Origin of the sequence: Aquamicrobium soli, from assembly GCF_042646345.1 — a bacterium.
GTDB classification, from domain to species: Bacteria; Pseudomonadota; Alphaproteobacteria; order Rhizobiales; family Rhizobiaceae; genus Mesorhizobium; species Mesorhizobium soli_A.
The window spans coordinates 62,249-75,602 of record NZ_JBHRTK010000009.1; the positions used below are offsets into that span (position 1 = coordinate 62,249).

The window sequence follows — 13,354 nt, forward strand, 5'->3', positions numbered from 1 at the left end:
GGCGGATGCAGGCGCGCCACTCCGGTCTTGCCGCAGCCCTGCTGCTGGCAATGGTTGCCCTGATCATCGTCGGCGGCCGCGTGGTGGAGCCCGACAGCCCGCAGATAACGGTGGACCCCGTCGCGCCGGAAGACCTGCCGCCGGCCGGCGACACCGGCCTCGCCGAGGCGCAGGATGCACCGCCCCAATCCGACGAGTGGGCGGACACCGATATGCAGGCCCAGCCGTCCCTGCCCACCATCGACCCAGAACGGGCCGCCCCGCCCGCGACCGCGGAAGAACCGCTCGAGCGCATCGCCCCGCGCCCGCCGCTCAGCGACCTCGCCCTGGCGACGCCGCCCAAGCCCAAGCTTTCCGGCGACTGGAAGGGCACGACCCTGTTTCGGCCCTTTGCCTCGTCGGCCGGCGTGGTCGCCGCGCAGCGCTTTTCCGTCACGGTCGCCGGCATCGACGTGGTGGGCAGCGACGAGACATGCCACGACCATGGCGAAACCTGGAACTGCGGCCAGCGCGCGCTTGGCGCGTTCCGCTCCTTCCTGCGCGGGCTGGCCATCGTCTGCGCCATCCCGCCCGAAGCCGATCACGGCGACTTCACCGTGCGCTGCCGCTCGGGCAAGAAGGACATCGGCGAGTGGCTGGTGGAAAACGGCTGGGCGCGCGCCACCGCCGGTGGACCGTACGAGGACACCGGCAAGCAGGCCCGCCAGGGCCGCAAGGGCATCTATGGCGGGGCTCCCGACACCGACAGCGTCCCGCCGGTGACGGGCAGCACCGAGATGGCGCCGCCGCCGTCCGGCTCGATCCTCGACCTTTCGGGCGAGGCGCTGCCGCCTGCTACGCCGCCAGTTGACCCGCCAGCGCCCTTTCAATGAGGGCGCGGGTTTCGGCAACGCCGTAGAGGGCCGCGAACGAACCGAAGCGCGGACCGCGCTCCTGGCCGATCAGCACCTGGTAGATCATCTGGAAGAAGGCGACGGAGACGCCCGGGCCGCCTTCCGGCGCCTGTTTCGAGTGATCCTGGTAGCGCTCGATCCTGCGCGCGACATTGAGGGCCGCGTTCTGGATCGTCTCGCCGTCGGCGCCTGCCGGCAATGCTGCCAGCGCCTGCGCCAGCGCGGCCAGCGCCTCGCGCTCGACGTCGTCGGGAGCGCGATAGACCTTCGACGGCTTCACGAAATCGTCGAAGTAGCGGATGGCGTAGCCGGCCAGACGGTCGAGCTCCGGGTTCTTCTCGGGGCTGACGCCCGGCGCATAGCGCGAAATGAAGCCCCACAGCACCGAACGGTCCTGCGCGTTGGAAGCGCTGACCAGGTTGAGCAGCAGCGAGAACGGCACCGCGAGGTCGATCGCCGGCGGATGGCCGCTGTGCATGTGCCAAACCGGATTGCCGAGGCGGTTCTTCCAGTCCTGCCGCCCATAGGCGGACAGGAAAGTGTAATACTCGTCCACGGCGCGCGGGATGACGTCGAAGTAGAGTTTTTTCGCCACGCGCGGCTTCTGGTACATGTAGAGGCCGAGGCTCTCGGTCGGCGCATATGTCAGCCACTCGTCGATGGTGAGGCCGTTGCCCTTCGACTTCGAGATCTTCTGGCCATGCTCGTCGAGGAACAGTTCGTAGACGAAATGCTCCGGCGCGCGGCCGCCGAGGATGACGCAGATCTTGTCGTAGATGGCCGCGTTGGTCTGGTGGTCCTTGCCGAACATCTCGAAATCGACGCCGAGCGCTGCCCAGCGCATGCCGAAATCCGGCTTCCATTGCAGCTTCACCTTGCCGCCGGTGACCGGCAGCGTGGTTTCGGAGCCATCCTCGTCGTCGAAGGTGATGGTGCCCGCCTTGGCGTCGACATGCTTCATCGGCACGTAGAGCACGCGGCCGGACTTGGGCGAGATCGGCAGGAACGGGCTGTAGGTCGCCTGCCGCTCCTCGCCCAGCGTCGGCAGCATGACGGCCATGATGGCATCGTACTTCTCGGCCGCGCGCAAAAGCACCTCGTCGAAACGGCCGGACTTGTAATAGTCCGTCGCGCTGGCGAATTCGTAGTCGAAGCCGAACGTGTCGAGGAAACGGCGCAGCATCGCGTTGTTGTGATGGCCGAAGCTCTCGTAATTGCCGCCGAACGGGTTTGGCACCGCCGTCAGCGGCATGTGCAGGTAGGGCTCGAGCGCGGCGCGGTCCGGCACGTTGTCCGGGATCTTGCGCATGCCGTCCATGTCGTCGGAAAAGCACAGGAGGCGGGTCTTGACCTTGTCTTCGGTCAACACGCGAAAGGCATGGCGAACCATGGTGGTGCGCGCCACCTCGCCGAAGGTGCCGATATGCGGCAGGCCGGACGGGCCATAGCCGGTCTCGAACAGCACCGTCTCGGGGAAGCCGGTCTTCTCGTAGCGTTTGACGATCTTTTTCGCTTCCTCGAACGGCCAGGCTTTGCTTTCCGCGGCGGCGGCGAGCATTTCCGGGTTGAGATCGAGCGGCGCTGTTCCAGCCATGTCGGCAGTCCTGGGATCGTTGCTGAAAGCCGGGCGCCCAAAAAGGCCCCGGTGCCGGATGCTCTAGGCGTCGGGAATGGCAGCGTCAACACCGGGGCGGGCTTTCGCCGCGCCCGGGGCGGCCGCTTCAAAAGAAGCTGACGGGAAAATAGCGCAGGTAAAGCTCGGCGAAGGTGCCGTCGCGCGAGATCTCCTGAAGCGCGTAGTCGAACGCCGCCGCAAGGGCCGCGTCGTCGGCGCGCGTGGCGATCGCCATGCCCGTGCCGAGATATTCGGGCGCCAGATACGGCCCGCCAGCGAAGCGGCAGCAGCCGCCGGCATCCGCCCCGGCCAGCCAGAAGGAGAAGCGCATGCCGTCGCCAAAGGCGGCATCGACGCCGCCCTTCTTCAACGCGGCGAAAAGGTCTTCCGGCGCTGGGTAGGTGACGATATCGAAGCCGTCGAAATAGGCCCGCAGCATCCGCTCATGGGCGGAGCCGGCCACGACGCCGACCTTCTTGCCCTTCAGCTTCTCGGCCAGCGGCTCCATCACGACGCTGGCCTTGGGCATGACGAAGCGCGCCGGAAACAGGAGATAGGGCCGCGAAAAGGCGTATTTGGTACGTGCTTCCGCCGTTACCGCCATGCCGGCCAGGATCGCCTCGCCTTCATCCTTTTGCAGGGCGCCGTCGAGCTCGGCCCATGGCAGGGCCTGGATCTGGCATTTTTCGGCTATCTGGAGGCGGGCGCAGATGGCACGCGCCAGATCGACATGGAAGCCGGAAAGGCGGCCTTCGCCATCGAGAAAATTGAATGGCGGGAAGTCGGTCGTGGTCAGGAAGCGCAGCCGCTGCAGGCCCGAAAGGTCCGGCTTCGGCAGCCGTTCCCTGGCATCCCACAGCACCGGCACCTGCGGCGCGGCCGCATGCAGCGCCCGGCCCGGCAGCACCATCAGCGCCAGCAGTGCCGCCAATATGGACGCCATCCGCCGAAAGGCGCTGGAACGATACGTCGTCATCGAGAGTCCGCCATCCTTCATCGCCTTGGCTTTTGGTACGAAAACGACCCCGGTACAACGCTTTTCGATTTCAATGCGCCGATTTGGCGATATGGTTGCCATGGGCAGGGCGCCGGCGCGGCAATTACGCCGGCTAAGTACGGGGTGGACGGGATTCGTTTGAACATTTCGGCGGGAGATGGCCATGGCTGCGCGGCAGCCGTGGCGGCAAGGGCATTTATCGCCTCCCGCCAGAGCGACAAGCCTGAGGAGAAAGGCGGACTGGAATTCCGCTCGGCATTGAAGGGGATGGGGGGATGCGACCGTTCGGGGTAGACGGTGGCGGCGACGCAGCGGCGGCGGACAAGGCGGCACGGGCCCCGCCCGAAGGGGCGGAGCCGGGCCACGACGCCGTTCTCGCCCAGATTTTCTTTCCCGAACTGGCCGAGTGGCTGCCGGTGCTGCGCCGTCTCGCGGTTCCCTTGCAGGCAGCGATCGAGGCCACCCTCCATGCCCGGCGCGAAGGCTGCGACCTCCAGTCCGCCCTGCTCACCCTCGGCGCCACGACCCGCAGCGACCTGCTGCACGCGATAGCCGCCGAACTCGGGTTCGGCGTGGTCGAGACCGTCGATCCAGACAAGATCATCGTGCGCCGCGAGCATTCCATAACGCTGTTGCGCGGACGCAATGGCCAGATTCCCATCAAGATGATCGGCAAGGACGGCGACGTCGTCTTCCTGATCACGCCGGAGCGCTTGCGGCCCGTCGCGATGCGCGCGACCATCGCGGCCCGCCCCACGCTGGCGCGTCACCTGCGGCTCGTCGATGCCCAGGTGCTGCGCGCCGCCGTCCTCGCCCATGCCCGGCCGCTGCTGGCGCGAAGGGCGCGGCTTGGCCTTTTCGAGCGTTTCCCCGAGTTTTCGGCGCGCGTCGTCGCCAATGCCTGGCAGGGCCTGCTGGTCGGGGCACTACTGGCGCTGTTGCCGGTGGGGTTGCTGCTTGCCCGCGACGACCTGCTTTCCGCAGCGCACTTCCTCGCCACCCTCTTCTTCTTTTCCTGCGTCAGCCTCCGCTTCGCCGCGGTGGCTTCCATTCGGCCACCGAAGCCGAACGCCGGGGTCGCGATGCCCGAAGGCGAGAAGCCGGTCTATTCGGTGCTGGTGGCGCTTTACCGGGAAGCCGCCGTCGTGCCCGATCTAGTGGCCGCGCTGGAGCGGCTGGCCTGGCCGCGCGACCGGCTCGACATCAAGCTTGTCTGCGAGGCCGGCGACACCGGCACGCTGGCGGTGCTCGGCGCCCTCGACCTGCCGCCGCATTTCGAGGTGGTGGTCGTGCCGCCCGGCGGGCCGAAGACCAAGCCGAAGGCGCTGGACTATGCCCTGCAGATCGCCGGCGGCGATTTCGTCGCCCTCTACGACGCCGAGGACGACCCGCACCCGATGCAACTGGTCGAGGCATGGCGGCGCTTTCGCGATGCCGGCCCGGACCTTGCGGCGGTGCAGGCGCCGCTCGAAATCTCGAACCGCGGGAGCGGCCTGATCGCGCGCATGTTCGCCTTCGAATACGCCGCCCTGTTCCGCGGCCTGCTGCCCTGGCTCTCCAAGCGCGGCCTGATCCTGCCGCTCGGCGGCACCTCGAACCATTTCCGCCGCGAGGCGCTGGAGGCGGCCGGCGGCTGGGACCCGTTCAACGTCACCGAGGACGCGGACCTCGGCATGCGATTGAAGCGCCTCGGCTACCGAACCGAGATCATCTCATGCCCGACGAACGAACCCGCGCCGACGCGTTTCAAGGTCTGGCTGCCGCAGCGTACGCGCTGGTTCAAGGGCTGGACGCAGACGTGGCTGGTCCACATGCGCAATCCGGCCCGGCTCGCCCGGGAACTCGGCTTCAAGTCCTTCCTGATCGCGCAGGTCCTGTTCGCCGGCATGCTCGCCTCGGCGCTGCTTCATCCATTGCTTCTGGCCACCTTCGCCTATTTCAGCATCACGCTTCTGTTCAGCCGCACGATAGGTACCTTCGGCACGACCCTCCTGGCGGTGGACGTGGTCAATATCGTAAGCGGCTACCTGTCGTTCCTGCTGCTCGGCTGGCAGACGCTGTCGCGGCGGGAACGCCGGGGCTTCTGGAAGATCGTGCTGTTCACGCCGCTCTACTGGGTGATGCTTTCGCTGGCCGGATGGCGGGCCGTCTGGCAGTTGTGGCGCAAACCCCATCACTGGGAAAAGACGCCGCACGAACCGGTCCGCGGCGCCAGCTCCCGCCGGCCACCACAGCCTATTTTTTCAGGAACGCCGGCCCTTCGCCGATGATCTTGCCGTCTTCCTCGCCGACGGCGTCGAGGTCGCGCCCGTCATAGGGAAGCGAGCGCAGGATGCGTCGCATGACGGCGATGCGGGCGCGGCGCTTGTCGTTGGCGCGCACGATGATCCACGGCGCAGCCTTGGAATGCGTGCGCTCCACCATCTGGTCGCGAGCCTCGGTGTATGCGTCCCATTTGGCGATGCCGGCAATGTCCATCGGCGAGAACTTCCAGCTTTTCAACGGGCTGTGCCTGCGGTCGTGGAAGCGGTCGAGCTGCGTTTCCTGGCCGATGTCGAGCCAGAACTTGAAGAAATGGATGCCCTCGTTGTGGATCATGCGCTCGAAATGCGGCGTCTCCTCGAGGAACGCCTCATGCTGAGCCGGCGTACAAAAGCCCATCACCGGCTCGACGCCGGCGCGATTGTACCAGGAGCGGTCGAAGGTCACGAATTCGCCGCGCGTCGGGAAATGCGAGACATAGCGCTGGAAATACCACTGCCCGCTTTCGACCTCGGAGGGCTTCGGCAGGGCGACGTTGCGGGCGGTGCGCGGGTTCATGTATTCGCGCAAGGCGAAGATGGTGCCGCCCTTGCCGGCGGCGTCCCGGCCCTCGAACAGCGCCAGCACCCGGTGCCCCGCCGCCTGCATCCAGGCCTGGGCCTTGACCAGTTCCACCTGCAAGGCCTCGAGCGTCGCGTCGTAGTGCTCGCGCTTCATCTTCTTGTCATAGGGATAGCCGCCAGTGGTAAGCTTGTGATTCTCGACCCAGTCGGGCAGCTTCGGATCGTCGATGTCGAATTCCCTTTCCTTGCCGCGCACCACGATCTTCATCGGGCCAGCGGGCGTGGAGTCCTGTTCGGCATTTTTCATCGGCTATCCTTTCCGGCTTCGGGCGACATGCTATTGAGAGGCCGGATGGCGGTAAAGCGGGAAGTTGGCGGGCGAGCGATGGGCAGGCATCTTACGGAATCGGGGAGTTCACGGCTTCCATGAGTGCGGGCAACGACCGCCGGCCCTGGGCCGCAGCCGTGCTTGACTGGCTTCGCGGCAAGCCAGGCCCCGCAGCGTCCGGGGGCAGCCGTGGCATCGAGGCCCCGCAGCTCCAGTCGCTTTCCGGCGAGTATCTCGCCGCCGCCGTCACCGACCCGCTGCTGGTCTTCGACGGCAATGCCGTCCTCGTGCACGCCAACGCAGCCGCGCTCGCGGCCTTCGGCGGCATCGTCGAGGGGATGGCGCTGCCGCTGCGCTTCCGCGCGCCGGAAATGCAGGCGCTGTTCGACGCCGTCCTGACCGGGGCGAAGGCCTCGCATACGGTCGACTATACGGAGAAGCTGCCGGTAGAGCGCAGCTACAGGGCAAGCGCCTCGTCGGTTGGGCGCGGCACCGGGCTCTATGTGCTCCTGTTCAAGGACCAGAGCGAGACGCGCCGCATCGACCGCATGCGCGCCGACTTCATCGCCAATGCCAGCCACGAATTGCGCACGCCGCTCGCCTCGATCACCGGCTTCATCGAAACGCTGCGCGGCCCGGCCCGCAACGACGCGGCGGCGCGGGACAAGTTCCTCGCCATCATGCAGGAACAGACGACGCGCATGGCGCGCCTGATCGACGACCTCCTGTCGCTGTCGCGTCTGGAAATGAAGCCCTACCTGGCGCCGGGCGCCGAGGTCGACGTGGTCAAGGTGGTGAACGACGTCCTCGATTCACTGGCGCCGCTGGCGAGCGAGAACGGCCTCGTCATCGAGCGGCGGTTCACCGAGGAAACCGCGTCGGTTCCGGGCGACCGCAACGAGCTGTTCCAGGTGTTCGAGAACCTGTTCGAGAACGCCTGCAAATACGGGCAGGACGGCGACCGCGTCATCGTCTCCATCGACCGGGGGCACGAGGGGCCGACGCCAACCATCGACGTCACCGTGCGCGACTTCGGGCCGGGGATCGCCGAGGAGCACATCCCGCGCATCACGGAGCGCTTCTACCGCGTCGACCCCGGCAGCGGCGCCCCGCGCAAAGGCACCGGCCTCGGCCTCGCCATCGTCAAGCACATCCTCACCCGCCACAACGCCCGGCTGACGATCGCATCGGAACCCGGCAAGGGCGCCGCCTTCACCGTGCACCTGCCGGCCGCGTGAGCGGCGGCAACGGCCCGCCTTCTTTATTCTGTCATGCGGCTGGCGTATGAGCAGAGGATCGAGAGGGCCGTTGTGCCCGAAAAGCGGGGGTTCGCCGATGCAGTTCGCGCACATCGCCAGCGCCTATTCCGGAGAGCTGGACTATCTGACCAAACGCATCGCCGCGATGGGCGGCCATGCGGAGCGGATGGTCGAGCAGGCGATCGCGGCGCTCGTCCACGGCGATCCCAGCCTTGCCCAGAAGGTCGTGCGCGACGACAGCGTGCTCGACGAAGCGCAGCGCGAGGTCGACGACAAGGCCATCGTCATCATCGCCCGGCGCCAGCCGATGGCGCGCGACCTGCGCGAGGTCATCGGCGCGATCCGCATCTCGGCCGACCTCGAGCGGGTCGGGGACCTCGCCAAGAACGTCGCCAAGCGCGCGGTCGTGGTCGCCGACGGCGGCCAGCCGACGCGGCTTTTCCGCGGCATCGAGGCGCTGGCCGACCTGGCGCTGGCGCAGCTCACGCAGGTGCTCGACGTCTATGCCACGCGCGTGGTCGAGAAACTGGGCTACATGCGCGACCGCGACGACGAGATCGACGCCATGTACACGTCCCTGTTCCGCGAGCTCCTGACCTACATGATGGAAGATCCGCGCAACATCACGCCGTGCACGCATCTTCTGTTCTGCGCCAAGAACATCGAGCGGATCGGCGACCACGCCACCAACATCGCCGAGACGATCCACCACATCGTCACCGGCGAGCAGATGCCGGCCGACCGCCCCAAGGGCGACAAGACGGCGCGCATGATGGTGTTGCCGCCGAAGCCCACCGCCTGACGGAGCCGGGCTGCGTTAGCGGCTGCGGCGGCGCTCCGAGGCCGGCTGGAACGCCAGCCGGGCATGGTACCTGCAATAGGGGCCGCTTTCCCCGGCATCGTTGCCGCAGAAATGGAAATCCTCCGACAGCGGATCGCCGTTCGGCCACTTGCAGGTGCGCTCGGTAAGCTCGACGAGCTGCAGGTGGCGGGAAATCGGGACGACGACGTTGTCCGCCTCGGGACGGACGTAGGAACGCGCCACCGGCTCGGCGTCGAACTGCACCTGCAGCGCGGTCGCGCCGACGGAACTGGTGACGTGGCGCGGCGTGCTCGCGGCGCGCGCGGCCGGCTTGGCCGTACCGGTGCCCGAGGACGCGGCCTTCTTCTGGCGGGCGGGCGCGGCGGTGGCGCGGCCACGGCCCGAAAGCTTCAGCCGGTGCACCTTGCCGATCACCGCGTTGCGGCTCACTCCGCCCAGCTGGGCGGCGATCTGGCTGGCGCTCAGGCCCTCGGCCCACAACTTCTTCAGAAGTTCTACACGCTCGTCAGTCCAGTTCATGTGACTGCACTCCTGTTCAGCGTGCGAATGCAGAATCCCTCTACGCCCCGGCTCACGCCGGGAAAAACACCACATATACGGGATGACGGGGTCTGCCGCACGAAATCTAGCTATTTCTTGAATACAACTACCTTATGGGCTGACTCTGTGACAAGAGTCCCGGAAGCAACACGAATCGGTTTTTTGGGTTTTCCCCAACTTGACCGACTGCTGTTGGAGCCTTCACCACCCTGATGCCGTCAACTTGTCATGCGACCTTTTCATTGACTTGACGGTGCGAAAACGGGATAAGCCGCAGAGGCCGCCGCGTGGGCGGCTTTTTGGTTTTCCGGTTCCGGAGACGGATATAATGAGCGGTTCGCCGATTTACGAGACCTTTGCCCGCGTGCCCCTGGCATTCGAGCGCGGCGAAGGCGCCTTCCTGTTCACGACGGACGGCGAGCGATATCTCGACTTCGCGGCGGGCATCGCGGTGAACGCGCTCGGCCACAGCCATCCCCACCTCGTCGCGGCGCTGACCGAGCAGGCGGGCAAGCTCTGGCATGTCTCCAACCTCTACGAGATTCCGGCGCAGACGCGGTTGGCCGAACGACTGGTCGAGGCCTCCTTCGCCGACAAGGTGTTCTTCACCAATTCGGGGGCCGAGGCGCTGGAATGCGCGATCAAGACGGCGCGGCGCTACCACTACGTCAGCGGCCATCCCGAGCGCTTCCGCACCATCACCTTCGAAGGCGCCTTCCATGGCCGCACGCTGGCCACCATCGCCGCCGGCGGACAGGAGAAGTACCTCGAGGGCTACGGGCCCAAGGTCGAGGGCTTCGACCAGGTTCCGTTCGGCGACCTCGAGGCGGTCGAAAAGGCGATCACGCCCGAGACCGCCGCCATCCTGATCGAGCCGGTACAGGGCGAAGGCGGCATCCGCGCGGTGCCGGCGGCAACGCTGAAAAAGCTGCGGGAACTCGCCGACAAGCATGGTCTCCTGCTCATCTTCGACGAGGTGCAGTGCGGCGTCGGCCGCACCGGCAAGCTGTTCGCGCATGAATGGGCCGGCATCGCCCCCGACCTCATGGCCATCGCCAAGGGCATCGGCGGCGGTTTCCCGATGGGCGCGTGCCTTGCCACCGACGAAGCCGCGCGCGGCATGACGGCCGGCGTGCACGGCACCACCTTCGGCGGCAATCCGCTGGCCATGGCGGTCGGCAACGCCGTGCTCGACGTGGTGCTGGCAGAGGGTTTCCTGGAAGACGTGCAGCGCAAGGCACTGCTCTTGAAGCAGGGGCTGGCGGCAGTCGCCGACGAATTTCCGACCGTGATCGCGGATATCCGCGGCAGCGGCCTGATGCTCGGCCTCAAATGCGTGGTGCCGAACAAGGACCTCAACAACGCGCTGCGCGACCAGCACATGCTGGCCGTGACGGCGGGCGACAACGTCATCCGCCTGTTGCCGCCGCTTACCGTCACCGACGGCGAAATCCACGACGCGCTGGCGCGCCTCCGCGCTGCGGCCGGCAGCCTTGCCGGCACCGCCGCCGTCGCCGCCCAGTAACAGATCCCCGGAACCATCCGATGAGCCTTCGTCACTTCACCGACCTTTCCGCCCTATCGGAAAGCGACCTGCGCGCCATTCTCGACGACGCGGCCGCCCGCAAGCAGCGCCTCAAGGCCGGCGAGCGCTCGAAGCCGCTGGCAGGCAAGGTGCTGGCGATGATCTTCGAGAAGCCGTCGACGCGCACCCGCGTTTCCTTCGACGTCGGCATGCGCCAGCTCGGCGGCGAGGCGATCATGCTGACGGGCACCGAGATGCAGCTCGGCCGCTCCGAAACCATCGCCGATACCGCCAAGGTGCTGTCGCGCTATGTCGACGCGATCATGATCCGCACCACCGAGCACCAGCGCCTGCTGGAACTGACCGAGCACGCCACCGTGCCGGTCATCAACGCGCTGACCGACGACACCCACCCCTGCCAGATCATGGCCGACGTGCTCACCTTCGAGGAGCACCGCGGCCCGATCGCCGGCAAGACCTTCACCTGGACCGGCGACGGCAACAACGTGCTGCATTCGCTGATGGAGGCGTCGGCCAGGCTGCGCTTCAAGGTCAACGTCGCCGTGCCCGAAGGCAGCGAGCCGATGCAGAAATATGTCGACTGGACCAACGCCAACGGCGGCAAGGTCTCGCTCTTCCGCTCGGCGGAAGAGGCGGTGGCGGGAGCCGACTGCATCGTCACCGACGCTTGGGTGTCGATGGGCCAGGAACACCGGGCGCGCGGCAACAACGTCTTCCTGCCCTACCAGGTCAACGCCGAGCTGATGGCGAAGGCGAAGCCCGAAGCGCTGTTCATGCACTGCCTGCCGGCCCACCGCGGCGAGGAAGTGACCGACGAGGTCATCGACGGGCCGCAGTCGGTGGTCTTCGACGAAGCGGAAAACCGTCTCCACGCCCAGAAGGCCGTGCTGGCCTGGTGCCTCGGCGCTTGAACGGCGCTGCCGTGATGCCTATTTGGGGGCGATCACTGCAACACCTGACCTGTCCGATCCGCCCCGTCACGCCGCGACGGCGTGGATGGATGGCGGAGACGTTTCATGCTGGAAGCCCTTCACGTGACTGAACGCCCCTCGAAGCTTGGCGAATTCGGCCATGCCGGCGACGACCACGTCGTTCCCTTCGCCGTCGACGCGCTCGACGTTCGCGGCCGTGCCGTGCAACTCGGGCCGATGCTCGACGCGATCCTTTCGCGCCACGCCTATCCGGAACCGGTGGCGCGGCTCCTGGCCGAAGCCTGCGTGCTCGCGGTGCTGCTCGGCACCTCGCTGAAATTCGAGGGCAAGTTCATCCTGCAGACCCGTACCGACGGGCCGGTGGACATGCTGGTGGCGGATTTCTCCACCCCGCATGCGCTGCGCGGCTATGCGCGCTTCGACGCCGACCGGCTGGAAGCGCTGCTGGCGGCCGGCGAAGGCGACCAGCAGACGCTGCTCGGCAACGGCGTGCTGGCGCTGACCATCGACCAGGGCGAGCATACGCAGCGCTACCAGGGCATCGTCCAGCTTGACGGCGTCTCGCTGGAGGAAGCCGCGCGCAGCTATTTTCGCCAGTCGGAGCAGATCCCGACCGAGCTGAAGCTGTCGGTCGCCAAGCTGGTGACGCCGGGCTCCGCCGAGCAATGGCGGGCGGGCGGCATGCTGGCGCAGTTCCTGCCGGAAGCGCCGGAGCGCATGCGCCTGCCGGACCTTCCCGGCGGCGACGGCGACACTGCGGCCGGTGTGCCGGTGGACAATGCCTGGCAGGAAGTGCAGGCGCTGCTCGCGACCGTCGAGCCTACCGAACTGATCGACCCCACGGTCGGGGCCGAGCGGCTGCTCTACCGCCTGTTCCACGAACATGGCGTACGGGCCTTCGACGGCGTGCGCGTGGCCGACCAGTGCTCGTGTTCGCGACAGAAGATCAAGGCGATCCTCGACGGCTTCACCGCCGAGGAAATCCGCGACAGCACCGAGGACGGCAAGATCAGCGTCGCCTGCGAGTTCTGCTCCACCACCTACGACTTCGACCCGGCGGAATTCTCGCCGGCGAAGTAACCGCGGTAACCGCGCCCCTCCATCGCTCGCGATGCGGGAAGCTGACCGCGACACCATCATCCCGGCCAAATAGGATTCCGGGATGACGGCGTCAGTTCACCGTTCTTTTCTCGCCCGGCAGGTCGAGCGAGAAAGCGGGGATGGCAATGTCGAACGTCTTGCCCCTGCCGTCCTGCATCGTATAGCTGCCGACCATGATGCCGGAGGACGTCGGCAGCGGGCAGCCGGACGTATACTGGTAGCTGTCGCCGGGGTTGAGTTCGGGCTGCTCGCCGACGACGCCGGCGCCGCGCACCTCCTCCACCCGGCCGTTGGCGTCGGTGATGTGCCAATAGCGCGACAACAACTGCACGACGCGGGTGGAGCGGTTCTCGATGGTGACCCGGTAGCCCCAGACATAGCGCCCCTGCGTAGGGTCGGAGCGTTCTTCCAGGTAGAACGGCTCGACCTCGACCGCGATGTCGTCGGTGACCGCGCTGTAGCGGTTCTTGCCGGTCATCCTGTCCTCGCCTGTCC

12 protein-coding genes are annotated in these 13,354 nt (G+C 67.0%); 7 read left to right on the forward strand and 5 right to left on the reverse strand.

The window, feature by feature from the left end:
* The first annotated feature begins 5 nt into the window (after positions 1–5).
* Positions 6–872: a thermonuclease family protein gene (locus ACFOHJ_RS07105; protein WP_378219789.1), complete on the forward strand. Its 867-nt coding sequence runs from the start codon at positions 6–8 to the stop codon at positions 870–872.
* On the opposite strand, the gene ACFOHJ_RS07110 is transcribed toward ACFOHJ_RS07105, so the two are convergent.
* Positions 835–2,487 (reverse strand): lysine--tRNA ligase, encoded by a 1,653-nt coding sequence (locus tag ACFOHJ_RS07110; protein ID WP_378219790.1) that lies wholly within the window; start codon positions 2,485–2,487, stop codon positions 835–837. The genes ACFOHJ_RS07105 and ACFOHJ_RS07110 overlap by 38 nt on opposite strands.
* Before the next feature lie 127 nt (positions 2,488–2,614).
* Entirely contained in the window at positions 2,615–3,484 is an 870-nt protein-coding gene (locus tag ACFOHJ_RS07115) for a transporter substrate-binding domain-containing protein (RefSeq protein ID WP_378219791.1), read from the reverse strand.
* A 296-nt stretch (positions 3,485–3,780) separates the two neighbouring features.
* Here ACFOHJ_RS07115 and ACFOHJ_RS07120 point away from each other — a divergent pair, with 296 nt between their 5' ends.
* Positions 3,781–5,775: a glycosyltransferase gene (locus ACFOHJ_RS07120; protein ID WP_378219792.1), complete on the forward strand. Its 1,995-nt coding sequence runs from the start codon at positions 3,781–3,783 to the stop codon at positions 5,773–5,775.
* Here ACFOHJ_RS07120 and ppk2 read toward each other — a convergent pair.
* Positions 5,741–6,637: a polyphosphate kinase 2 gene (gene ppk2, locus ACFOHJ_RS07125; RefSeq protein WP_378219793.1), complete on the reverse strand. Its 897-nt coding sequence runs from the start codon at positions 6,635–6,637 to the stop codon at positions 5,741–5,743. The two genes, ACFOHJ_RS07120 and ppk2, sit on opposite strands and share 35 nt — an antisense overlap.
* Positions 6,638–6,756: 119 nt before the next feature.
* Here ppk2 and ACFOHJ_RS07130 point away from each other — a divergent pair, with 119 nt between their 5' ends.
* Together ACFOHJ_RS07130 and phoU are read left to right on the forward strand one after the other, a co-directional pair.
* The gene (locus ACFOHJ_RS07130) at positions 6,757–7,896 is read left to right on the forward strand and encodes an ATP-binding protein (RefSeq protein WP_378219794.1); all 1,140 of its coding nucleotides are present in this window, start codon (positions 6,757–6,759) and stop codon (positions 7,894–7,896) included.
* 97 nt (positions 7,897–7,993) lie between these two features.
* Entirely contained in the window at positions 7,994–8,719 is a 726-nt protein-coding gene (phoU, locus tag ACFOHJ_RS07135) for a phosphate signaling complex protein PhoU (RefSeq protein WP_378219795.1), read from the forward strand.
* A gap of 15 nt (positions 8,720–8,734) precedes the next feature.
* Here the strand turns inward: phoU and ACFOHJ_RS07140 are convergent, their stop codons facing one another.
* Entirely contained in the window at positions 8,735–9,259 is a 525-nt protein-coding gene (locus tag ACFOHJ_RS07140; protein WP_378219796.1) for a GcrA family cell cycle regulator, read from the reverse strand.
* A 349-nt stretch (positions 9,260–9,608) separates the two neighbouring features.
* On the opposite strand from ACFOHJ_RS07140, the gene ACFOHJ_RS07145 reads away from it, so the two are divergent.
* The 3 genes from ACFOHJ_RS07145 (at position 9,609) to ACFOHJ_RS07155 (ending at position 12,838) form a co-directional block, all read left to right on the forward strand.
* Positions 9,609–10,805: an aspartate aminotransferase family protein gene (locus ACFOHJ_RS07145; protein ID WP_378219797.1), complete on the forward strand. Its 1,197-nt coding sequence runs from the start codon at positions 9,609–9,611 to the stop codon at positions 10,803–10,805.
* Between the two features lie 20 nt (positions 10,806–10,825).
* Positions 10,826–11,737 (forward strand): ornithine carbamoyltransferase, encoded by a 912-nt coding sequence (gene argF, locus ACFOHJ_RS07150; protein WP_378219798.1) that lies wholly within the window; start codon positions 10,826–10,828, stop codon positions 11,735–11,737.
* 105 nt (positions 11,738–11,842) lie between these two features.
* Positions 11,843–12,838: an Hsp33 family molecular chaperone gene (locus ACFOHJ_RS07155; RefSeq protein WP_378219799.1), complete on the forward strand. Its 996-nt coding sequence runs from the start codon at positions 11,843–11,845 to the stop codon at positions 12,836–12,838.
* Between the two features lie 91 nt (positions 12,839–12,929).
* On the opposite strand, the gene apaG is transcribed toward ACFOHJ_RS07155, so the two are convergent.
* A complete protein-coding gene (apaG, locus tag ACFOHJ_RS07160) occupies positions 12,930–13,337 on the reverse strand; it encodes a Co2+/Mg2+ efflux protein ApaG (RefSeq protein WP_378219800.1) in 408 nt (135 codons plus the stop codon).
* Positions 13,338–13,354: the final 17 nt, after the last annotated feature.